The organism is Ferruginibacter lapsinanis, from assembly GCF_020783315.1.
Lineage (GTDB): Bacteria > Bacteroidota > Bacteroidia > Chitinophagales > Chitinophagaceae > Ferruginibacter > Ferruginibacter lapsinanis.
The window spans coordinates 3115712-3140258 of the sequence record NZ_CP086063.1 but is presented as its reverse complement, the minus strand read 5'-3'; the positions used below and the strand labels follow the sequence as shown (position 1 = coordinate 3140258).

Annotated in this window: 18 protein-coding genes; 12 read left to right on the top strand and 6 right to left on the bottom strand. The window is 35.9% G+C overall.

What is annotated here, in order from left to right:
* Positions 1-62: 62 nt before the first annotated feature.
* The 4 genes from LK994_RS13050 to LK994_RS13035 all read left to right on the top strand — a co-directional run bounded on the left by LK994_RS13050 (position 63) and on the right by LK994_RS13035 (position 10734).
* Positions 63-2579 (top strand): DNA gyrase/topoisomerase IV subunit A, encoded by a 2517-nt coding sequence (locus LK994_RS13050; RefSeq protein ID WP_229760533.1) that lies wholly within the window; start codon positions 63-65, stop codon positions 2577-2579.
* A 232-nt stretch (positions 2580-2811) separates the two neighbouring features.
* The gene (locus tag LK994_RS13045) at positions 2812-3876 is read left to right on the top strand and encodes a hypothetical protein (protein ID WP_229760532.1); all 1065 of its coding nucleotides are present in this window, start codon (positions 2812-2814) and stop codon (positions 3874-3876) included.
* Between the two features lie 47 nt (positions 3877-3923).
* Positions 3924-9677 carry a beta strand repeat-containing protein gene (locus LK994_RS13040; protein ID WP_229760531.1) on the top strand — a complete coding sequence of 1918 codons (5754 nt, stop codon included), beginning with the start codon at positions 3924-3926 and terminating at the stop codon, positions 9675-9677.
* 646 nt (positions 9678-10323) lie between these two features.
* A complete protein-coding gene (locus tag LK994_RS13035) occupies positions 10324-10734 on the top strand; it encodes a hypothetical protein (RefSeq protein WP_229760530.1) in 411 nt (136 codons plus the stop codon).
* Positions 10735-10923: 189 nt separating this feature from the next.
* Here the strand turns inward: LK994_RS13035 and mqnE are convergent, their stop codons facing one another.
* On the bottom strand, positions 10924-12093 hold the full coding sequence (mqnE, locus tag LK994_RS13030; protein WP_229760529.1) for an aminofutalosine synthase MqnE: 1170 nt from the start codon (positions 12091-12093) through the stop codon (positions 10924-10926).
* A gap of 124 nt (positions 12094-12217) precedes the next feature.
* On the opposite strand from mqnE, the gene LK994_RS13025 reads away from it, so the two are divergent.
* Positions 12218-13486, top strand: a complete 1269-nt coding sequence (locus tag LK994_RS13025) for a nucleoside permease (RefSeq protein ID WP_229760528.1) — start codon at positions 12218-12220, stop codon at positions 13484-13486.
* A 22-nt stretch (positions 13487-13508) separates the two neighbouring features.
* Here the strand turns inward: LK994_RS13025 and LK994_RS13020 are convergent, their stop codons facing one another.
* Positions 13509-15059, bottom strand: coding sequence for a SulP family inorganic anion transporter (locus LK994_RS13020; RefSeq protein WP_229760527.1), 1551 nt, complete (start codon positions 15057-15059; stop codon positions 13509-13511).
* A gap of 137 nt (positions 15060-15196) precedes the next feature.
* On the opposite strand from LK994_RS13020, the gene LK994_RS13015 reads away from it, so the two are divergent.
* The 6 genes from LK994_RS13015 to LK994_RS12995 all read left to right on the top strand — a co-directional run bounded on the left by LK994_RS13015 (position 15197) and on the right by LK994_RS12995 (position 17781).
* On the top strand, positions 15197-15481 hold the full coding sequence (locus LK994_RS13015) for a hypothetical protein (protein WP_229760526.1): 285 nt from the start codon (positions 15197-15199) through the stop codon (positions 15479-15481).
* Positions 15482-15517: 36 nt separating this feature from the next.
* On the top strand, positions 15518-15991 hold the full coding sequence (locus LK994_RS13010) for a TspO/MBR family protein (protein ID WP_229760525.1): 474 nt from the start codon (positions 15518-15520) through the stop codon (positions 15989-15991).
* Between the two features lie 13 nt (positions 15992-16004).
* Positions 16005-16274, top strand: coding sequence for a TIGR03643 family protein (locus LK994_RS13005; RefSeq protein WP_229760524.1), 270 nt, complete (start codon positions 16005-16007; stop codon positions 16272-16274).
* 131 nt (positions 16275-16405) lie between these two features.
* Complete coding sequence (locus LK994_RS14610) at positions 16406-16552, top strand: DUF2256 domain-containing protein (protein ID WP_394799431.1); 147 nt, start codon at positions 16406-16408, stop codon at positions 16550-16552.
* Positions 16553-16557: 5 nt separating this feature from the next.
* On the top strand, positions 16558-17259 hold the full coding sequence (locus LK994_RS13000; RefSeq protein ID WP_229760523.1) for an SDR family NAD(P)-dependent oxidoreductase: 702 nt from the start codon (positions 16558-16560) through the stop codon (positions 17257-17259).
* A gap of 114 nt (positions 17260-17373) precedes the next feature.
* Positions 17374-17781, top strand: a complete 408-nt coding sequence (locus LK994_RS12995) for a hypothetical protein (protein WP_229760522.1) — start codon at positions 17374-17376, stop codon at positions 17779-17781.
* Here the strand turns inward: LK994_RS12995 and LK994_RS12990 are convergent.
* The 4 genes from LK994_RS12990 to LK994_RS12975 all read right to left on the bottom strand — a co-directional run bounded on the left by LK994_RS12990 (position 17778) and on the right by LK994_RS12975 (position 23239).
* Entirely contained in the window at positions 17778-18392 is a 615-nt protein-coding gene (locus tag LK994_RS12990; protein WP_229760521.1) for a YceI family protein, read from the bottom strand. The two genes, LK994_RS12995 and LK994_RS12990, sit on opposite strands and share 4 nt — an antisense overlap.
* A gap of 97 nt (positions 18393-18489) precedes the next feature.
* Positions 18490-19845, bottom strand: a complete 1356-nt coding sequence (locus tag LK994_RS12985) for a porin (RefSeq protein ID WP_229760520.1) — start codon at positions 19843-19845, stop codon at positions 18490-18492.
* Positions 19846-19898: 53 nt separating this feature from the next.
* Positions 19899-20489, bottom strand: coding sequence for a YceI family protein (locus tag LK994_RS12980; RefSeq protein WP_229760519.1), 591 nt, complete (start codon positions 20487-20489; stop codon positions 19899-19901).
* A gap of 305 nt (positions 20490-20794) precedes the next feature.
* Positions 20795-23239: an outer membrane beta-barrel family protein gene (locus tag LK994_RS12975; RefSeq protein WP_229760518.1), complete on the bottom strand. Its 2445-nt coding sequence runs from the start codon at positions 23237-23239 to the stop codon at positions 20795-20797.
* Positions 23240-23990: 751 nt separating this feature from the next.
* Here LK994_RS12975 and LK994_RS12970 point away from each other — a divergent pair.
* Entirely contained in the window at positions 23991-24488 is a 498-nt protein-coding gene (locus LK994_RS12970) for a hypothetical protein (RefSeq protein WP_229760517.1), read from the top strand.
* Positions 24489-24547: the final 59 nt, after the last annotated feature.

Here is a 24547-nt window from a genome sequence, read left to right as displayed (position 1 = left end):
TTAAAGATGTGACGGTTGTCCATCACCAAATTTTCAAATTAACAAATTACCAAATTCGAAAGATGGCAAAAGCAAACAAAGAAGACTACATACATACAGAGTCCGGTATTGGCGGACAATATAAAAACTGGTTTTTAGATTATGCCAGTTATGTAATATTGGAGAGAGCAGTGCCTGCAATTGAAGATGGCTTAAAGCCAGTACAGCGCAGGATTCTTCATGCCATGAAGGAAATGGATGATGGAAGATTCAATAAAGTGGCTAATATTATAGGTCAGTCCATGCAATATCATCCGCATGGAGATGCTAGTATTGGAGATGCGTTGGTGAATATGGGGCAAAAAGATCTGTTGATAGAAACACAAGGAAACTGGGGAGATGTACGAACAGGAGACGAAGCTGCTGCTGCAAGATATATCGAAGCCCGACTAAGTAAATTTGCCTTAGAAGTGGCATTCAATGCTAAAACTACTGAGTGGGCTTTAAGTTATGATGGCAGAAAAAATGAACCGGTAACCTTACCGATGAAGTTTCCGTTATTATTAGCGCAGGGTGCAGAGGGGATTGCTGTTGGTTTGGCGACAAAAATTTTGCCTCATAACTTTTGTGAATTGATCGAATCCTCTATTAAATATCTACGAGGTAAAAAGTTTGAATTACTGCCAGACTTTCTTACTGGAGGTATAATGGATGCATCAAATTACAATGATGGAAAACGTGGGGGTAAAGTAAGGGTAAGAGCGATCATTGAAGAGGTGGATAAAAAGACTTTGGTGATCAGAAGTGTTCCCTATGGTGTGACTACTACACAGTTGATGGAGAGCATTGTAAAAGCTAATGATTCGGGAAAAATAAAAATTAAAAAAGTAACGGATCATACTGCTGCTGATGTTGAAATCATTATTGAATTAGCAGCCGGTATTTCTCCTGATATTACCATCGATGCACTGTATGCATTCACCGATTGTGAGGTAAGCATTTCACCTAATACCTGTGTTATTGTAAAAGATAAACCACAGTTTTTGGGCGTAACAGAGTTACTCAAAATTTCAGCTGAAAATACAAAAGAATTACTACGTAAAGAATTAGAGATACGCCTTGCAGAATTGCTCGAAAAATGGCATTATACTTCGTTGGAAAAAATATTTTTTGAAGAGAAGATATACAAAGAGTTAGAAAAAAAGCATGAGACCTGGGATAAAGTAATTGAGGCGATTGATAAAGCTTTTGTACCATTTAAAAAACAGTTAAAGAGAGATATTACCCGTGAGGATATTGTGAAACTAACGGAAAAACCTGTACGTAGAATTTACAGACTGGATATTGATGAATTGAATGATCAGATCAAAGCATTGGAAGCAGAGATCAAACAAGTAAAACATGATATTGCAAATTTGACGGATTATGCAGTGGCGTATTATGAAAATCTGTTGAAGAAATTCGGTAAAGGAAGAGAGCGTAAAACGGAGATAAAACAATTTGATACCATACAAGCGAAGGCTGTGGCTATTGCCAATACTAAGTTATACGTGAATTTTGCGGATGGCTTTATAGGAACTGCTTTGAAAAAGGATGAATTAATAGCCGAAGTTTCAGACTTTGATGATATCATTGCTTTTACCAAAGGAGGAATCATGAAAGTGGTAAAAGTATCAGAGAAAGTATTTATTGGAAAAGATATTATACATGTGGCCGTTTTTCAAAAAAATGATGAACGAACCACCTACAATATGATCTATCTTGACGGTAAGACAGGGGTTAGCTATGCCAAACGTTTTAATGTGACTGGTATCACCAGGGATAAAGAGTATGATCTTACAAAAGGTTCGGAAAAAAGTAAAGTACATTATTTCAGTGCAAATGCCAATGGCGAAGCAGAGGTGGTGAAGATCGTATTGAGTCCGAATTGTTCTGCAAGAAATAAGGAATTGGATTTCTATTTTGAAGAGATGGAGATCAAAGGAAGAAGCAGTATCGGTAACCAGGTAACAAAATATCCCATCAAAACAGTTAAATTTAAAGAAGCAGGGAGATCTACACTCGATGCCAAAAAACTTTGGTTTGATGATAAATTTGGCAGATTAAATACAGATGAGAAAGGACAGTATCTTGGTAAGTTTGATGCGGAAGATAGAATCCTGGTTATATATAATGATGGTAATTATGAAATTACCGATCAGGAATTGACACAACGTTTTGATCCTGACAAAGTATTGTTGATGGAAAAATTTGATGCAGAAAAAATTATCACGGCAGTATACTACGATAAAGAAAAAGTTCAATTCAGCGTAAAACGCTTTAAGATAGAAACCACCACATTGCATAGTAAGTTTTTCTTTATCAAAGAAGGTGCTGAAAATTATCTTGAAGCTGTTACAACAGATGCCGAACCTGTATTGACCGTTCAAAGTGGTAGGGGAACTCAGGCCAGAAGTTCGGAAATAAAGGTAGCCAATATAGTGGAAGTAATGGGCTGGAAGGCACTGGGAGCAAAACTCACCGACTACTCCAAAAGTGTAGAGATGCAGTGGGAAAAGAAAAAAGACCCCAATAATCCTCAGGGAGAATTATTTGAATAAATTTTATGCGCCAATTGGCGCATTTTTTTTTACATACATGCAACCATTTTACATGTAATTACATCTCTCGTTATTAGCTACTTAAGCTTTTATTTTACCTTATTTTATTAAGCACCAAAAATGCAAATAGTAATGCTGTTTGCAAAATCATTGTGCAACAAAAAATTTCTTCCAGGAAATCTATTGCATAATTATTTATTATTTAAAATATTCTATGCCTTAATAAATTAGTATGAAAAAATTATTGCTTACTGCGTTTCTATCAACCATTTTTATCCTAAGCATTACTGCTCAAAACTCTCTTAATTCTGGTGATTTTGTCGGAGGCTCCTGGGGGGCGGGGCAGTCAATGAGTTCTTCTGTTGGAGGCTCTTTAATAATCACCAAGTCAGTAAGTACCTCTGGTGATAAATACTTTAGGTTTTATGGCGATGGGACTCCTTGTGGTGAGTATCAGCCGAATGCTAATGGCGATCCTTTTACTCATAGCGTTACAGTTACTACCCCTAATGGGAATTGCGGTGGCGCTAATGCCTGGAAAGTTAACCTACCGACAGCCTCTTCTAATGTTGTTTTTAAAACCGATGGCCTTAACACTGGTATTAGTAAGAGTATTGCATTTGTTATTCAAGGGACTATTCAAACTGTATCATCAGTTGCTCAGGTACCTACAAGTGGTGCCGGTGTTTATGCAAACCAGGCAGTAACTGTTACGGCTACCTTATCTGGATCTTTTGCAACAGGGCAGGCGGTTTACCTGAGGTACTCAACCAATTCTTTCTCCACATCAACCGTAGTAGCAATGACTGGTTCAGGTACAACATATACTGGAACAATACCTGCACAAGCAGGAGGTACAACAGTTCAGTATTATGTTTTCACATCAGGTAGTGGTACTGTTGGCGGATCTGATGGTCCTCTTGCAAACGGAACTGATGCAGATTTTAGAACGATCAACTTAAATAACAGTGGTGGTAGTAATTATAGTTATACAGTAACTGCAGGGAATGTATTTTATTGGGTGGGGGGCACCGCACCATCTAATGCATTTAATGATAAATCTAATTGGAGTAATATTGGGGTAGGCGGTTCTGCGATAGGAGCAAGTGGGGCAAATATAACTTTTACAACATCTGATATCTTAATAATGGATGGAAGTAATGTAGGTAGTGGGGCTACCGGTCCTGTATCTGTTGCCGTTCCAAGTAGCTCATCAACAGTTTATGGTCAATGGATATTAAGAAATAATGTAACTTTTAAAATTACGGGGGGGGGGCTAACAGAACTTTTACTATAGGCGGCGCTCTTGCAGGCAGCGATATAGATATTCAAGCAGGAAGTACATTGAACTTATATAATACTTCTGTTACAACTTTTGTACTTGCGGCAAGTAATACTGCATCTATTGCTGGAATTCTTGATATAGGTAATCAGGGAGGAGGAGCATCTGTTTTTACTGTAAACGGAACAGCTACGGTTACAGCTACAGGTACATATAGACACGGAACAACATCAGGTACAATTCCTACCATGACATGGAATACGGGATCAACTTGTGAGATCACTGGTGCTGTTTCTACAGCCATCACAACAGGGGTTACACAATCTTTTTCAAATTTTACATGGAATAGCTCAGGGCAAACATCATCCTTGAATTTTAGTGGTGGGCTTACCACTGTTAATGGAACATTTACATGTCAAAACACTGGTACAGGCTCTCTTAGATTTACCGGTAATACAGCACTTACAATGAATGTAGGCGCATTTGTGGTGAGTGGAGGTAATATGATATTTACTACCGGAACATCCGCTTCTGTTTATAACTTTGGTAGCTATTCTCAATCGGGAGGTACAGTAACAGTAACAAATAATACTACTGCTGTAAATGTGCAGGTAAATGTGTCTGGAGATTATTCTTTATCTGGTGGTGGCACTTTCAATTTGAACAGCGGTGTATCTTCAGGATATTCAACTTTATCGCTAGGTGGAAACTTTTCCGTAAGCTCTACAGGGTCGTTACAATCAACAGGTGGAGCGATGGCCTATATCAAATTTGTAAAATCTAGTGGAGCACAAACATTTACTACAACTGCTGCTGGTATCAATACTAATCCAATTATTTACACAGTTGGTACAGGGTCTTCTACTAATACAGTACAGTTGTTGTCCAATGTTCCATTGGGAAATTCTTCTGATTTTACAGTTTCGGCAGGAGCAACTCTAGATGCACAAACCTTTATTATATCAGGTACTTCAGCAAATTTTTATTTACCTACAGGTTCAAGTATCATCACTGCTAACACTAATTCAACTGGCGCTCTAACCACAACTGCTACTGGTGCTTTTGGTACCATTCAAGTAACAGGAACCCGTACCTACAGCACCGGAGCCAATTATACTTTTAATGGCGCATCAGCACAGGTAACCGGTAATGGGTTTACAGGTGCAAACAATTTAATTATAAATAATAGTGCAGGTGTTACACAAACCTCGCTGGCTTCGGTTAGTGGTACATTAACTTTTACTGCCGGCAAATTAATTAATACTGCTTTAGGGGGGGCTGGTATCACCATTACAGGATCAGTTAGTGGGGCATCATCCTCAAGATATATACAAGGTTTTGAAACGATTAATAAAACAACAACTACTGCTACTTTTGATATTGGGGACGCAAATGGTTACGAACCTATAGTGGTAAATTTTAGTTCACAAGCATTGAATGTAACAGCAAGTACTACAAGTGGAGATCATGCAGATGTGACAGCAGGTAATACAAATTTTGCTGCATCAAATACTGCAAACAGAACCTGGACATTGACAGGGACGGCAGTAACAGGGGGCTTTACAAGTGGTACGTTTACATATTTATCAGGAGATTTAGATGTAAGTGCTACACCTACTACTTTTAGTGTAGGAGATAAAGCTGGTGGTACATGGACATATAATAGTGGATCTGCAACTTCTACTTCCGCCAGCTTTAGTGGAGCTGCATTTGCCTTAGGTGTTTTTCAAGTTGGACAAAGAACACCTCCACCAAATTATATTGTACATCAATCTAGCAATACAGCAGTAACAAATGATTGCTCAGGTAGTACAGCCAAATATTGGAATCAAACTACCCCGGCTATTGGATCGCCTTTAATTGTAGATTGGAATATTGAGTTATCGGGACAATATACAAATACAGGTATATATTATACTACTGATGGCACAACACCCGGAGGGACAAGAGGTGTTGCTTCCGGCACATCCACATTTGTTGCATTTTCTTCTGTAGTTTGTACCGATGGATCAAATAAACAAATTATTACGGGCACTATTCCGGCATCAGCTAATACAGGGGTGTTGGTAAAATATATTATTGGTGCATGGAATGGAAATACAGGTACCGAAGGATTTGCTACTACTACATATACTTTCCAAAATACAATTCCTGCAGTTTATTCTTATACACCAACTTGCGGTACACCAGGAACTTGGATTGGAGGTACTACAGGTGATTGGAATAATGCTGCTAATTGGTGTGGTGGCATTCCCACTTCTGCATCAAATATTTCCGTACCTAACGGAGTTACAATTTCTATAGCTACTGCAAATGCTTCTGCAAATTCTATTACTACTACCGGAACAGGAGGTATAGTAATTAGCGGAGCTTATACTTTATCTATAAGCAATGGAGGAAGTATCACTAATAATGGAAGCTTTAGTTCTACTAACTGTAATGGCACAGTGAATTTCTTAGGTACAGGTACAATTTCTGGGACTGCAGTACCAACTTTTCCGAATCTATCCTTAATAGGAACTGTAGTCTTAAACACTAATATAAATATCATTGGCAATTTTACCACCGGTACACAACAAACTAATAATGGAAAATCGATAACTTTTAATGGCACATGCGGAAATCAACTAATAACACGAACTGGAGGTGGTACCGAGTATTTTAGCGCAATGATCATTGATAAAACTACAGGAAATCTTGTTTTATCAAATAGTCCTGCAACTAATGTATCAATTGATGATCCTGCTCCTGCAACTAATATTGGTGTTACTACTTTAACAATAAAAAATGCTGGTAAGTTAGATATCAATGGGCAAATATTTACAATGAATGGAGGAGCCGGCGGTACAGGTTCAGCAAATGCAAGGGCCGCAATATTAGTAGATGGAGCATCAGGAGGTGAAACGAAAACTATTTTGTCAACCATCGCAGACGGCACTTTTAATTTAAGAGGTACTTTCCGTGGAGGGGTTGCAGGGGTAGAAGTAAATACTATTAATGGCGGTAAACTATTATTCGACAATTATGTGTCAGTGAATACGAATATAGGCTTTGCTCCAACAGATATTACTACTATCGGATATAAACTTGAGTTATTAGGTGTAGCAGCTTACAATGGCGGTTTTATTGCAGATGTCAATTCAACTAATAGTGCTAACGGGCATTGTGTATATGGGGTGGGATCCACATTAATCTATAATAATCACAGTGCATCAGCTTTTGATAGAAACAGAGATTGGGATGCGGTAGGAGTTCAAACGGCAGGTACTACACCAGGCTATCCATATAATGTTACCATAAAAGGCAATTCTACATTGAACATAGCCAACGGATCAATTGCAAGTGGTATTACCTCCGACAGGGCGATTGCAAATGATCTGACGATAGAAGCCGGTTCAACCCTTGATATGAATGTGATGGATCAAACAGGTAATCATTTAACCATTGGCAGAGATATAATTATAGCAGGGGCATTAAAACTGGGACATGGAACTACATCAAACAATCCTTTTGTTGGAGATATTTTGGTTGGTCGAAATTGGACAAGAACTGGCAAAACAAGTATTTTTGATCCGAATGAAACAGGAGCAGGATTTACAGCTGCAAATACACAGACGGTTATTTCAGATATTACATCAAATATTAAAGCGAGAGCTGTAACTTTTTTTGGTACAGATGCAAGTACAATCAAAGCTCCTCGAAATATTACGAGAGATATCAATGGCGCTTTTGGTGGAGAAACATTTCCTTATCTGAAATTGGATAAAACAAATACAACTAATACCCTTACTAATGATACATCGACCATTGTTATTACCAGAGAATTATTTTTAACTAAAGGAACGTTGAGTCTTGGTGATAGCAATATTGTGATCGTATCAAATCTTTATCGTACTGCAGATGTTGCTCCGATAGCAACCCCTGCAAATGTTGTGATCAACTATAATTACAATGGTAGATTTGTTGCACAAAGATTTATCTACAACCAATCAACGCAACGTTCATGGCGATTTTTAACAGCACCGTTGCAAGCATCGGACCCGTTGACAATAAATGATGCATGGCAGGAAGGCGTTTCGAATCCAGTTAAAACAAATCCTCAACTATATAATCCATGGCCATCTAAAGCAGGAACATGGTGTGGGCTTACGTCCTGGCCAGGCTTTGGTACACAAATTACTAAAAATTCAGGTACTTATGATGAAGCTAGTGGTTTTGATGATGGAACCAGCGGAGCATCAATTAAATGGTATGATAACACAGGCAATACCACCGTTTGGGGATATCCATCCGATACCAAATCTACCAGATTAATGAGTAAGCCGGCATGGTCTTTATTTGTGAGAGGAGACAGAGGGTTTGTTATAGGAAATCAATATGTACCAGCTTCCACTACAATATTAGAACCAAGAGGAAAAATTAATATAGGGGATGTAACAACAACTGTATTATCTGGCAAAAACAACTTAATTGGAAATCCTTACGCTTGTCAGATCAACATGACCAATGTTAATGTTGGAGGTGTAACAAAAAAGAATTTTAAGTTATGGGATCCCAAAGCGTTTTCTAGTTATTCTAGTACCGGAAAATATATTCCGTTTACATGGATTAGTGGTACTACTTATACTACATCTAATTCACCGGTAACCACCTGGACAAATCCCGGCACAGTAGAATCAGGGGAAGCATTTTTAGCAGATAACCTGGGTTCCTCATCAGTAGTATTCCATGAATCTGATAAGGTATCAGGTGTAAGTTCTCTGGATGGAATTCAAAGCCGTCCAATTAGAAACAACAGGCCTATGGGAGATATAGTATCTTTTTTCAGGGTTAATCTGGCATTTTACAATACCGCAGAATCTGGGTATACCTCAATAGACGGCACATTGAATTTGTATAACGCTTCTTATAATACATCTGTAGACAAGGAAGAGGATGTTGTATCTCCTATAGGAAGCAGTACAGGAGCAATCAGAATTGCAAAAGATGGTTTTCAACTGGCAATAAGTAAAGAAGCCACTATCAGTAATGTGGATACTATATTTTTGGCGTTGTCTTCATTACAAAAAGTATCTCATGAGCTTATATTAACAACAACTGATTTTGTACCTGATGTTGAAGCTACGCTGATAGATAGATATCTGAATACAAATACTCCGATCATGATCGGAAATACCGACACTACATTTTATTCTTTTGATATAACTACAGATGCTCAATCCAATCGGTCAGATCGTTTTATGATTGTATTAAAACCATCAACCACTTTGCCGGTTAGGTTCACAAATGTAAAAGCATCGATGCAATCAGGTAAAGCATTAGTAGAATGGAAGGTAGAAAATGAAATTAATATTAGTCAGTATCAAATTGAAAAGTCTTCAGACGGTCAAATATTTTCACCTGTACAGACTGTTACACCAGATGTTCTTCAAAATGGAAGATATAGTTTTCTGGATAATGAGGTATTACTCAACAAAATTAATTACTACAGGATCATTAGTATCAATCAGGCCGGAGCTAAAGCTTATAGTAGTGTTGTAAAAGTAAGAGCTGGGGGAGAGGCCTTAATTTCTTTAGTTGCAAATCCATTGAACAATGGGGAAATTGAAGTAGCATTTAAAAATGTGCCTAAAGGTGAGTATAAATTCAGATTATTTAATATGCAAGGGCAAGAATTATTGTCTGAACAAATAACTGTTGTTGCTGATGATTACATAAGCAATATGATTATTGGAAGAATTGATCACCGGGGCACCTACCAATTAGAGATAATAAATCCTGATCATAGCAAAAGCAATATCAAGGTAATTTACTAAAATGTAACAATTACCTTTCCATCCGGCTTTTCATTTTATAATTTGATTGAGGTTATAACTTGGGAGCCGGGTGGTAATTGCTGTAAAAAAGATGTATTAAAAAATTAAAACGACTAAAAAAGTACAAGCATTACAAAGTGGACTAAAATGATCCTTTTAGCACCGCTTTACTAATTACGTTTACATAACTGCATTACTCAGGTTGATCCCCGAAAGGGATCTGGATGCTAATAGGAGCTTATATATATAATAAGAGAAGAAATTCTACGATTCCGTAATTAATGCATCTTCCTATGTAGTTTCCGCAATTGTATGTAAAAATACGTGTCTTAATGTCGTAAAAATTATAGCAGTTCGATACAAATAGAGCAATTTCAGTTCAATTATCTGCGGAAAATACTCATTTTTTGATCCCATTTTAAAGTTGATTCAGGTAAAATTTCCTTTTGTTGAGTATTTTTACGTATTTATTTTAAAATATTTTTCTTTAGTAAAATATTGATAATCAATTATTTAAGTACATACTTAGGAGATTTACTCAAAAAAAACAGTAAATTCCACATCTTTCATACAATAACACGAGTACTTTCACGTTTTATATGAGGAAATACCGAATGTATTTTTAGAAAACACAAAAAAACACAAAATGAAAACTTTAAATTCTGCAATCGCTATCTTGATTATGATGATCGTTTCTAACACATCTTTTGGTCAAGATGCATACTATAATGCTAAAAGCATTTTAGAAAGCGATATGGCAAAACATAAATGTGCAACTGTAGCAGTAACTACTGTTAGTTCATTGAAAATTTGTCCAATGCAAATTGCAGAAGGAATGATCGTTTTGAAAATGGTAAATCAACCAGAAGGTAATTATTCAGTACAAGTTATCAATGAAGAAGGAAATGTAGTATTTGCAAATGATGTAAAACATACAGCTGATCTAACTGCTCAAACTGTAAATTTTGGTAAAACTTTAAATGGTGGTACTTATACCATTCAAGTTACTAAACCAGATCATTCTCAAACTACAGAAACTGTAATGTTATTAATGTAATATTTTATTTAGGATTTAAGATATTTTATAGCCAAACTACAAGTTAAGACAGGGTTCATCTCCTGTCTTTTTTATTTTCACTGGTTCTCATTTGTTGATCGATATAAAAAAAATAAGGTTACCATCACTACAAGTGCTGTAGATGGTAACCTTATTTTTTATTGAACTACTATTAAAAGTATTATCCGATCAGTTATTAGAAACCTCAAAAGAAGCATTGTCGAAGTTTACATTGCTGTAATCTTTTACAATATTGTATAATGTATCTCTTTCTACAGGCGTACGTTTCACTTGTTTGATCAATGTTACCAATTCTTCGGTACTCATTGCAGGATTTTGTTCTTCACTACCTGCCATGCTGTAAATTTTTGTAGAGTCGTCGATAGTGCCATCAATATCATTTACACCAAATGATAAACTTAATTGAGCATTGTCTCTGCCTAACATCGGCCAGTAAGCCTTCAGGTGAGGAAAATTATCCAGGTATATTCTTGAAATAGCATACAGACGCATATCTTCAGTGATAGTGCTTTCAGGAACGTAGCTCATTTCATTATCATGATTACGGAACTTAAGCGGAATGAATGTGTTGAAGCCTTTTGTTTTATCCTGTAATTCTCTTAGCCTCCTCATATGATCGATACGATGCTCATATTTTTCAATATGACCATACAACATCGTAGCATTACTATGCATACCTAATTCATGTGCTACTTCGTGAATTCTTAACCACCCATCAGCATTTACTTTATCTGCTGCAATTTGCTCTCTTATTTCAGGAGCAAATATTTCTGCACCACCACCAGGTAAACTATCCAAGCCGGCAGCATGTAATTGTTTCATTCCTTCTTCTGTTGTTAATTTAGCTTTACGGAACATGTAATCTAATTCCACTGCAGTAAATGCTTTTACATGCAGATTCGGTCTGTGTGCTTTTATTTTTTGCATTAACTCAATGAAATATTCCATATTCATTTTAGGATGCACACCGCCAACGATATGTACTTCAGTGATAGGTTTGTTATCATAACTTTTAACAATGTCCAACATCTGATCAATGCTCAATTCCCAGCCTTCTTCTTTATTTGCATATAGGCGGGAGTAGGAGCAAAATTTACAACTGAATACACAAACATTTGTTGGTTCAATATGAAAATTTCTGTTGAAGTAAGTAGTGTTTCCGTGTAATCTTTCTCTGATAAAATTGGCCAAAGCTCCTACAAAAGGCAAGCTGCCTTTTTCAAAAAGTGTAATTCCTTCGGCGTCTGTAATTCGTTCGTTATGCTTAACTTTTTCTGCAATTTTTTGTAAATCAACATCCGCAGTAGCAGAGATCAACGTATCTATTGTGGCTTTCATTGTAACTATTTTTACAAAGTTACTTAAGCAATACTTAAAACAAAAACTATAGTTTTTGTGGTTAAAACTGTAGTTTTTGTTAAATAAAATTGTTTATCTTCCAATTTAAATAAAATTGACTTATATGAATATTAAGTTGCGTTTAACATTGATGAGTTTTTTACAGTTTTTTGTATGGGGAGCCTGGCTGATCACTATAGCTACCTATTTTTTCACTAGTCCGATGGGAGCAGGAGAAAATGCCGGAGCAAAATTCGGGGCCATATTTTCTACCTTGGCGATCTCTTCTTTATTTATGCCAGCACTTACAGGTATAATTGCCGATAAGTGGATAAATGCCGAACGTTTATATGGGATATTGCATATTTTATATGGGTTGATATTGTTCTATGTGCCAAGTGTTCATGATGCGGATACGTTGTATTATGTAATTTTTGCGGCGATGATCTGTTACATGCCAACCATCTCTTTATCTAATTCTGTTGCCTATACAATTTTGAAAAGAGAAAACTATGATGTGGTAAAAGTGTTTCCCCCGATAAGAGTATGGGGTACTATTGGTTTTATAGCTGCTATGTGGATCACAAATCTTACCGGCAGTAAAGCCAATGCCAATCAGTTTTTGATAGGTGGAGCAATGGCCATATTATTAGGTATATATTCTTTTACCTTGCCTAAATGCCCTCCTCAAAAAAGTATTTCAGAAAAGGCTTCATTGACAGAGCAATTAGGACTATCTGCATTTAAATTATTCTCTAATTACAAAATGGCATTGTTCTTTCTTTTTTCTATGTTTTTGGGAGCTGCACTTCAGTTAACTAATATGTATGGGGATACTTTTTTGGATGACTTTAAAAAAATACCTGCTTATGGAGCAGATTCATTTGTGGTAAAATACTCCACCATCATCATGTCTATTTCACAAATATCAGAAACAGTATTTATCCTTACCATTCCATTCTTCCTTAAAAAATTTGGTATTAAAAAGGTGATGTTGTTTTCAATGATTGCCTGGGTATTACGTTTTGGTTTATTTGCCTACGGCAATCCTGCAGATGGATTATGGATGATCATTCTTTCCTGTATCATTTACGGGATGGCATTTGATTTTTTCAATATCTCGGGTTCATTGTTTGTAGAAACCACTACAGATTCTTCAATACGTTCAAGTGCACAGGGATTATTTATGATGATGACTAATGGAGTAGGCGCTTTTTTAGGAAGTAAAGTAAGCGGCTATATTATTGATACATATTTTACACATACAGAGGGAAGAGAATGGCATAATATCTGGCTGTCTTTTGCTGTATATGCGTTGGTTGTTGCTGTCTTGTTTGCTATATTCTTCAAGCATAAACATGATCCTAAAGCAGTAGAAAACGTTACGCACTAAATTTTTTAACGGCAGTGTGTTTTTAATGCACTGCTGTTATACTTACTTTTTCAATTCCTTTTAAATGTAATTCAATATGCCTGTCGTGGGCTTTATTGGCATATTCACTTACTATCTCAAGTATATCATAATCAATAAAATTAGATTCGCTTCCATCGATCGTCAACACACTGTACTCAGGGATCATATCCAGTGTCTTACGCAATTTTACTTTGTTTAAAAATGTAACATTACTGTTGAGTTTGATATCGTAAATATTGATATGGAACTCTTGTTTTTTAGTGATCTTATATTCAGCCCTGAAATTATTTTGAATAATAAAGAAGATAGATATCAGCAGACCGATACTTACGCCGATCAAGAGATCTGTAGCCAGTATTGCAATGATTGTTATTATAAATGGAAGAAATTGTTTTTTCCCCAAGCCCCACATATTAAGATACAGTTTTGGTTTGGTAAGATTATATCCCGTTACTAATAAAATAGCCGCTAATGAAGCGTAAGGGATCTTATTCAAAACAAAAGGGATTAATAATACTGCCAGGAGCAGAAATAGCCCATGTGTAAATGAAGATAATTTTGTTCTGCCGCCGGCATCTACATTAGCAGCACCTCTTACAACCACTGCCGTTATTGGAATAGCACCTAAAAATCCACAGGCCATATTTCCAATGCCTTGCGCTATCAATTCACGGTTAACAGGAGAGATGCGATTGCGTTTATCCAGTTTGTCAATGGCTTCTATACAAAGAAGAGTTTCTAATGTAGCCAATGCTCCGATCATCAATCCAGACTTCCATATTTCAACCGACGAAAATATTTTTGAAATATCCGGAAAAGAAATGTTTGCAAAAACATTGGAAGGAATATTCACTAACTGTGTTTGTTTTAAAGAAAACCCAGAAGTTAACCGTGAGAAGATAATCTCGGTGATAATGCCTGCAATTACCACGAGCAAAGGAGCTGGAACTACCTTTAATTTTTTTGCAAAAGGTTGCTGAAGAATGATCAATAATATCAAAGAGGCAGCAGTAATAAAAATAGCTCCTCTTGTAACATGGTGATTGAAATTGTTGAAATTTCCCAGAAAATTTTTAGCTGAGAATAATTGCAGAAATCCACTTGTCCAAAAATCGGGCTGATCATATCCAAATGCCAGCGGAATTTGTTTTGAGATAAGAATGATACCTATAGCGGCCAACATACCTTTTATGACTGCAGATGGAAAATAGTTGGCAATTATTCCAAGTTTTAATACACCCAGCAAAAGTTGAAATAAACCTGCAACAATTACTGTAAGCAAAAATAATTTGTAATCTCCCAATGAAATAATTGAAGCGGCAACCAGCGTTGTTAAACCTGCAGCGGGCCCCGATACAGCCAATGGTGAACCACTGATAACGGAAACAACCAGACCGCCGATGATGCCAGATAAAATGCCTGAATATAAAGGAGCGCCAGATGCTAATGCAATACCCAAACATAGTGGTAAAGCGATTAAAAAGACCGAAAGACCAGCGGGCAGATCATGTTTTAGCCAGATTAGGCGATAGTATTTTAGTTTGCGTTTCACATGTAGAGGCTTTGATTAAAGGTAAGTTTTTTGCAAGAGTTACAATTGTTTATTAAGACAACTGAAAAGGTTTTTATATTTTTTTCAAACATAATTGTTCGGCTGGTGTTATACATACTTAAGTAAAACTTATTGCTATGCGAAAGGGAATAACAGAATCGAGAGCAGGAACAACTGAGTTCAGTACAATGGCTTTAGATATTTTACAAAGCAGGGGATACAAATTTGTTCAGATAAAAGGCCTGACCATTGACAATCATTTTGATTATGTGGAGCCCCATTTTTTAGTGTTGGTACCATATAAAGAGTTGCCTACTGATCCTATGAAAATGGATATCTATGAGCCAATTAAAAGCGAATTATTATATAACTGGGCTAAAGAAAAAAATGAGTATCCGGAAATTGTAATTGCCAATAATTAGTTTACCTATTGGTCATTTATTGCTAAAATATCGAGTATGAAAAAACTGGCTGTTAAAATTTTAATTTGCTCAACAACCTGTTTGTTGCTTGGTATAGCAAGCGGTTACAGTACTGCAGGAGCTATAAAAAACTGGTACCAATATATTGTAAAACCTGATTGGAATCCACCGAATTGGTTATTTGGTCCGGTTTGGACAATACTATATTTATTAATGGGTGTATCACTAGCTCTTGTATGGCATAAAGCCTTGGTTCTACCCAAAAAGGCCTTGATTCTATTTATAATTCAATTTATTTTGAATCTTTTGTGGTCGTATATTTTCTTTAATAAACAACAAATAGGGTATGCTTTTGTAGAGATAGCATGTATGCTTCTTTTTATAGTTCTTACTACGATAAGTTTTTACAGAATTAATAAAACTGCGGCGTATCTGATGTTGCCTTATTTATTCTGGGTATGTTTTGCAACTGTATTGAACGGAACTATATGGTATCTAAACAAGTCGTGAAAAAGAAGAGAATATGACGTTATCGGATATAGATAGAATTATAGAAATGGCATGGGAAGACAGAACTCCTTTTGAGGCCATCGAAATACAATTTGGATTGAGCGAAAATGAGGTCATCAAATTAATGCGAACAGAATTAAAACGAAGCAGTTTTAATTTATGGAGAAAACGTATTAACAGCGGGGTTAGTCAAAAGCATATGCACAAACGAAATGACGGTATCAACCGCTTCAGGTGTAGTTTACAAAGGACAATATCAATGAATAAAATTAGTAAGCGTTAAAGAAGATATATTTTGTGATCATACAAAAGAGAATAAAGGATATTAAAAAACGGAGCAACTTTTATTTATTTGCCGTTCGGTTTTACAGCTCATGCAAAGCTGAGTTATAAACAGGACAATAATCTGATGAGATGAACATAAAAAAGCAACATCTTCCACAAAAAATTTGTGTTACATGCCTGCGTTCTTTCACATGGAGAAAAAAATGGACAAAAGTTTGGAATGATGTAAAATATTGCAGTGATAAATGCCGTAAAAAAAGCAATAAACTAACTTAAGAAATATGAAAAATATTGTAATTGTCGGGGCAGGCAAGGGGATAGGTTTAAAAGTAGCAGAGTTATTAAATATCGATAACCATCTTATCACCATATCCAGAAATGCTACTCTTGAATTGGATAGTTTGCATACAAAATTTTATCAATTGGATGTAACCAATAATGATATTGATATACTGAATGATCTGCCTGATGTGATTAATGGATTAGTGTATTGCCCCGGTTCTATTAATTTAAAACCATTTAACCGTTTGACTACTGCCGATTTTTTAAATGATTTTAATCAGAATGTGTTGGGTGCTGTAACTATTATTCAAAAATTATTACCCAATCTAAAAAGGGCAAACAATGCAAGTGTTGTTTTATTTAGCACCGTTGCAGTTAAAGTGGGCATGCCATTTCATGCATCGATAGCGGCGGCAAAAGGGGCTATTGAAGGATTGGCAAAAAGTCTGGCTGCTGAATTTGCCACAACGAAGATCAGGGTGAATGTAATAGCGCCATCTCTTACAGATACGCCACTAGCAAGTGTTTTATTGAATACTGAAGAGAAAAGAGAAGCATCTGCCAAACGGCATCCTTTGCAGCGAATAGGCACCCCAGAAGAAATTGCTAAACTCGTATGCTTTTTAATGAATGATGATAGCAGTTGGATAACAGGGCAAGTGATCGGAGTAGATGGAGGATTAGGGAGTTTAAAAATCTGATGATTTAATTTTTACTATTTTGATAATTCTATTATATTATTGAAAGAAGTTTTTTTACCTTTAAGCATAATTTCACATTGCTGTTTTATCAACTAACGTAACTAAATTCTCTTCATGAAACAAATTTTTAGAAACGGCTTAATTGCCGGTTTACTGTTAACTGTAATTTGTTATGGAGGGCTTTTTATAGCAGTAACATTCTTTCCTCAGTTATTTGTAGATTATCTCAATCCTTTATTTACTTCCAGCACTAGCAGAGATGTAATGTTTTATGCCCATGCATTTATTATCAGCTTTGCTTTATCCTGGTTTTGGGAAAGATTTAAAAGTTTATTTGTAGGAAATTTCATCCTTCGTGGACTAGAGTTTGGGGCGATGTACGCAGTAATAGCACTTGTTCCGGTGATGTGGATCAGCTTCAGTGCGATGGATATTACCGTGCCGATGGTGTTGAGTTGGTTGTTCTACGGACTATTGCAGGCGATCGTTGCAGGAATTCTCTTTGCTAAATTAAGTCCCTAGTTTGTATTTCTCATCATCAGATGAAACTCTACATCAAGTTCCTGTTTTGTTTTTATCAGGCCGCCTAATTTTCTGGGAGGGGTGAGATTAAAATCAGAAAAATTAACCTGTCTTTTACCAACGAGGTGTATGTTTTTTAAAGCATCTCTGCTGAAGGTATAATTTACTATATAGCTTTTTAATACGCCTGCCAATTCAATAATAACTACTCCGGTAATAACACTGTTTGGGGCATTAAAATCCGGGAACTTACTCAAAGAAACAAACTGCACCAACATCGTTGGATATTGTTTGCCCTTTAATGTTTTGAAGAGATCATTCGTCATTACGGCTAAATGACAATCAAATTTTGAAATGTCTAATTTTAAGGCACCTTTAACGGGCAGATATTGTTGGGTGGAAGGGTTTAAAACATAGATAGTGTCAGGATTGCTGTAATCTACGATTTCGCAAGTAAATTTATTTACGTTAGTACTTCCTGCTACTTTTAGAAAACTGCCTTTTACTAACACCCATTTTGCATAATAGGGGGATGGCAGTATTTTTTGAGAAAATACTGTAACAGAAATAAAAAAGCATATGAATAATATGTAGATCTTTTTTGCCTCCATACAGCGAATATATATAAATATGTATGTCTTTAAAATAAAATGTCAGGATGATTCATTTCATCCTGACACTTTATAAAATTAATAAATCATACTCAAATTAAAAACCTACTACAGCTTCAACAACAACTCCGTTGAATTTGCCGCCATTTCTGTAGTCGCTTGTAACAAAATCTTTGTAACTCTGAGTTACATATTCTACTTTTAGTAAAGTATTTTTAGTGATGAACCATCCACCTGCTACTGCAAAACGATCAACGTTTACATCTGTAGTTTGGCTGGTTAATCTTGCTTTTACGGCATTGTAACGAGCACCTAAGAATACATTTTCATTTGCACCTATTCTGTAAACAGCTTCAACACCATATTGGTTAGCTTTTCTGGTTGTTGTTTCACTTTTAGAATAGCCTGATGCTAATTCATAAGTTCCAAAAAATTCGAATCCTTGGTATTTTGCAAAAGCATTGAACATTACAGCGTCAATTTTTTTGCTGAATCCTGGATTTAAACGGCCAGAGAAAGCAATAGATGTAGATGCCTGAGCTGCTGCTGGTGTACCAGATACCCATTTTTCCATTACGTTTTGATAATTAGAACCGGTACGGTCACCACCATATAGTGTTAAACCACTTCCGGCAGAACTTCCGTTATGATACAAACTTCCTGTAAATCTTAAACGTAGTCCATTGTCTAATTTTTTATCAACACCGGCTTTTACCAAGATGGAAGGGCTTCTTTTATCGCTACCATCAGCTTGAGTGCTAACTTGTACAGAGTCAATATTTCCTTTGATCATACCGTTGGTTAGTCCTACCATTCCAAAGAAACCATTTTTTTTGATGTATACTTCACCTCCGATTTCAGTAGCGAATGCGTCCATTATATATCCTTCCATGAATGGATTGTATAAAGCTTGTCCACCATCTGATCTGCGGAAATGTTCATCACCGTAGTTCACTTCAAAGTGACCGATTTTGATAGTGGCCATGTTCATGAAATCTGTCCAGAATTTTCCTTTGAATGGAAGTTTATCAAATTGGATATAACCACCTTTCACCCAAGTTTCGTTGTGGTGACGTGAAGATAGGTAGCTGGTTACGTTCAATGCAATACCATCACCTAACTGAACATCCATGAAAGCATTTGCTTGCGCTGTCATGAAACCAGATTTGATTGGATATAATTTATTTGCTTGTGCAGTTGCAACAGAATTCCCTTGATTGTTCAAAGCTGTATTTTCGTGTTTCAAACTTTGGAATTGTTGTGTAAAACCTGCGCCAAATCTTACTTTCAAGCCGTCAAATTTTGCATCATTGTCTTTTGGAGTTTCAAAAACGTTAATACCGCTTTGATCGTATGGTCTCCAATTTGAAATTGTAGGTTGTTGTGCTAGTAGGGCAACAGGTAGAGCCCCGAACGCCATGATTAATGTAAACCTGCTAAAGATATTTTTCATAATTGTTTTGTTTTTTGGTTAATGTTTAGTTTTTGGTTTAAGTATGAGTGTATTTATTTTTTTAGACTTAGATCAAATTTTATTGTGATGTCGTTGCCGGTTTTTACCGCACCAAACATAAATGAAGGAGGTTCTACACCATAATCTTTCATTTTTAATTTTTGATAGCCGGTTACGGTTATACTTTTATCTGCATTTAATTTTAATGTAGTAAGTACTTCTATATCATGCGTAACACCTGCAATGGTTAATTTTCCGATGCCTTTTATCGCATAGTTAACTCCATCGGCAGTAGCTGCAGTTAAACTGGCTGCTGTAAATGTGATTGTAGCAAATTTGTCTTTCTTTAAAGATTTGTATGCATTTTTATCCATTGCACTCTTTTCGCTTTTTAATTCGCTAACCTGAGTTACAAAATGCAGATTACTAATTCCGGTTATTCTTCCGTTTGTTCCAAATGTGAATACAGCATCGAAAGTTCCATTTCCGGATTTCATAGTCCAATCGTGTAGGGTAGAGGTTCCGCTTACAACAATGCTAGTAGAATTCAAACTATATTTAACCTGAGCAAATGAAGCAATTGCAATAATTTGAAATAGTAAGAGAGCGAGTACAGTTTTTAGTGATGTTATTCTATTTTTCATAGTTTTTATTTTTATGAGTTATTTATAGTGCAAATGTAGATTGGGCTCATTTTCCAAAATATGACGATTATAATGGCATGATATGATTTAAATCACACCATGTTTTGGTGTAAAATCATTATAAATAGTTGTATCATATATAAAAGCGATCAAAACCGCCGCCGCATAATGAGTAAGTGTTGATTAGAAAAAATGGAGAAAATCCAATTATATGGTACCAAGCATCCAAATAGTACCATAAAAGAAGCGGCCACCATCCCAAATGATGGAATGATGGCCGCTGACCTTTGTTTCGGCGAATATGATTAGTTACCTTTTATCCGATTACTTTCAGATTCCAATCCTGTTTGTCTTTGACGGGCATTTTTAATTTGTGCACTTCCAAAACGATAAGTAAAGTTTACTCTTATCGTTTGACTTTCATATTTACCATTACCTTTTAATCTTAAACCACCGAAATTGTTAGTGATCCTCCAGGGTGATTGTGTTGCAAAAATATCAGTAGCAGTCACTTTAAGTGTAGCTCTTTTTTGCATCAATGATTTTTGTATACCAAAATCAACATTTCCTTGTGCGCCACCTTTTCCTGTTGCACCCCAGTTAGTAGGACTACTCCACCATCCACTCATTTCTGCACTGTATCCATTGCCCAGATTAAAACTTTGAGTTGAGTAAACGCCATAATGAGGTATGCTCATATGTACTTTCTTGTTATTGGCAATGCCATCAAATATGTAAGTATTATGCCAGAATTCAAGATATCCATTCCACCATTTGGTTATAGCTAATGGGGAAGATATATGCCAACTTAATATTTGTTGTGTTGCCAAATTTTGATTTTGAAGATATGTTGAGTTTTTATTGGTAGTATCTAAGATCTCAGTAGCATAATCTCTTACATAACTATATGAAAAATCAGTAGAAAGCTTTCCTGCAAAAATGTGTTTTATCTGTACATTGTCTGTGTATTGCGGACGTAGGAATGCATTTCCTTTTTGATAGGTTAATTCATCCAGCTTGTTTTCGAATGGATTCAAATCTTGATAACTTGGCCTATCAATTCGTCTGCTATAAGCAAGACTGAAACTGTTTTTATTATTTAGTTTATAACTTAATGATGCACTAGGGAAAAGATCTAGGTAGCTACGTTTAACATCATTATCGCTTTGGTATACACCGTCGGCCCTGGTTAATATACCATTGCTATTGGTTTGTTCTGCACGCAAACCAGCCTGTAGGTCTATTTTGTCATTTAGCTGACGTTGATAGGATACATAAACAGCATTGATGTTTTCTTTGAATTTAAATTTGTTACTTTTTTCAAGCACTTTGGTATCATTGCCGCCAGATACATTATAAAAATCAAATGCATTTTGCGTAATTACATAAGATGCTTTTGCCCCATAACCGATTTTCCCTTTTCCAAGTTTTTGTTCTATATCTGCTTTTAATGAATAGATATCAATGTCAATAGGGGTGCGGTTTCTGTATACAGCCTCTGATAAGAAACTGTTATTCATGTCATAGTATATATTTGGTTGAAAGCTATTGCTTTTACTCCTGAATAAACCATAATCTGCATCAATATTTATTTCTTTACCGGTAGTATCGGCATAGCGGTAATTGGCATTAAAATTTGCGTTGGTGGTTTTTTGCGGTACACTGTTTTTCGCTATTAATTTTTTTACCAGCTGCATGGAAGGTTCGTAGTAAATAAGTGTATTGCCGTCACTTGACCAATCACGGTTAGATGTGCTTGCATTGGCCATAAAGCCAATTGTTTTTTTCTTGTCAATGAAATAATCAAAGCCGGCTTTTCCGTTAAAGTTATTATCTGATGATACTTGAGAACTTCTCATATCGAAAACGGTATCGGCTTGTCTTCTTTCTAAATTGATTGTTTGATATCGGTTGCCAATATTACCAGTTAAATTACTGAATACATTTATTTTTTTGTCCCGGTAGTTTAAAGATACAGCACCGTTGCCTTTTGGCGTTTGACCTTGGGTTAAACCAAGTGATGCGTTACCGTTAGTACCGAATTTTTTGTTCTTTTTTAATTTGATATTAATGATCCCGGCATTTCCTGCAGCATCATATTTAGCACCAGGATTGCTGATCATTTCTATCGCTTCCATATCGTTGCTTGTGATGGTTTTAAGGTATTCCGAAACATTTTTTTCATCCATCTGAAGCATTTTACCGTCTACATAGATTTTTACTCCATTTTTTCCGTTCATGCTGATCTTGTCTTCATTGTCTACTTGTACTCCAGGGCTCTTCTTTAGCATTTCCAATGCATTACTGCCAGTAGCAGTAATACTATTCTCTACATTAAAAATGGTTTTATCCGCTTTTACTTCGATGATCGGTTTTTTAGAAGTAACCACCACTTCCTGCATTTTTTTAGTGATCTGAGTCAATTTTACGGTTGGCAATACTATTTCAACACCTTCGGTTAATATGAAAGCATCTGAGTATTTTTTCTCATATCCGGTATTGGTATAGCTTAATAAATAGGCGCCCGAAACAGAAGTTGGGAACTTGAATTCGCCATTTATGTCGGTGATTTCCACTTTTACTAGACTACTGTCTGCTGCATTTAGTAATGAAACGGTTACTGAATGGATAGGTTTGTTGTCGATATCTATTACTTTTCCTGCAACGGTATTAGCCGATAATGGATTGGCTATTAATGAGATAGAGCCGTAGAAAAGTGAGCTTATCGAGGTTAAGATGATCTTTTTCATTTTGTGTAATTTTTTAAAGTACAGGTCAAAAGTAGGTACTTTGTAAAACATAGTACATTATTTTACACAAGTGGTTCCGTTGAATGACAAATGGCAGGAATAGTTGATAGTGAGAGAAAATAGAAGTTAGGGGATGGAAAGTCAAAACGGCGACGAAAAAGATAGTAGACTTTGCGCCAAATCCTCCAATCTCGTGAGTAAATTCGGGAAATTTATGCTTTCCTTATATATTGTCAACCAACAGACTGTCCTCAAAATCGTACCTTTGCAGCGTGAAGAATATTTTAAAAATAACAGCGTTGGTTACTTTGATGCTTTTGTATGGCTTTATTATAAGCCTGCATAGCGGTAGTATTCTTCCGGGAAATATTTTTTTTACCTCCTCACAAAATGACTCGCCAACTGAGAGTTATCATTCAGTTGTTTCAAAAAGTGTTTTTTGTCATACGTCACCAACTGAGAGTTCAGTTAGTTTGGTTACACATACGTCGCCTTCGCCTTTCAAAAATCAACACTTTTTTTTTGAAGGATTTGTCCGTACAGCTGATCAGTTGTTACTGACAAAGTTTACTCAGTACAATTTTTTTTCTACATTCCTTTTACTTCGTCTTAGCAAGTCTGCTATAATCTTTCCTTCTCATTATTTCTGGTAATATTTTTTAAACAGGTTTAACAAGTTTCAGGATGGCTATTTTTAAGAGAATAGCTTGTACCTGCGTATTCTTATTTCAACAATTAAAAAATATTAAAAATGGATTCAGGAACAACTATAATAGGATTGATGTTTTTACTTTTTTGTGTCATCATTTTTATGGTAATGATCAGCAATAACAGAAAGAAAGAAAAAAAACTTTTACAATCGCTGGAAAATATGGCAAAGGAAAACAAATGTAAAATAGTACAGTTTGATATTTGGAATAATTCAGTGATTGGTATTGATGATGCAACAAGTGTTTTGTTTGCGATCAGAAATGCAAAAGAGGAATCGATCTCATCGCAAATCGATCTCTCAGAAATGAAAAGTTGCAGAGTGGAGAAAACAAACAGAGTTACTGACGATAATGACTTCAAAGAAATAGAGAAGCTGGAATTGGTGTTTACACACAAGGATAAAACTATACCAGATATCTTTTTGCATTTTTATAATAGAGAATATGATACAGGTTCTTTAAGCGGAGAACTTCAGTTGATAGAGAAATGGAACACGATCGCAAATAACACGATCAGGATTTTATCGATCAACAAATAGGCAGGATATACGGCCCCGTAAATTATTTACGGGGCTTTTGAACAACCTAAAAAATAATA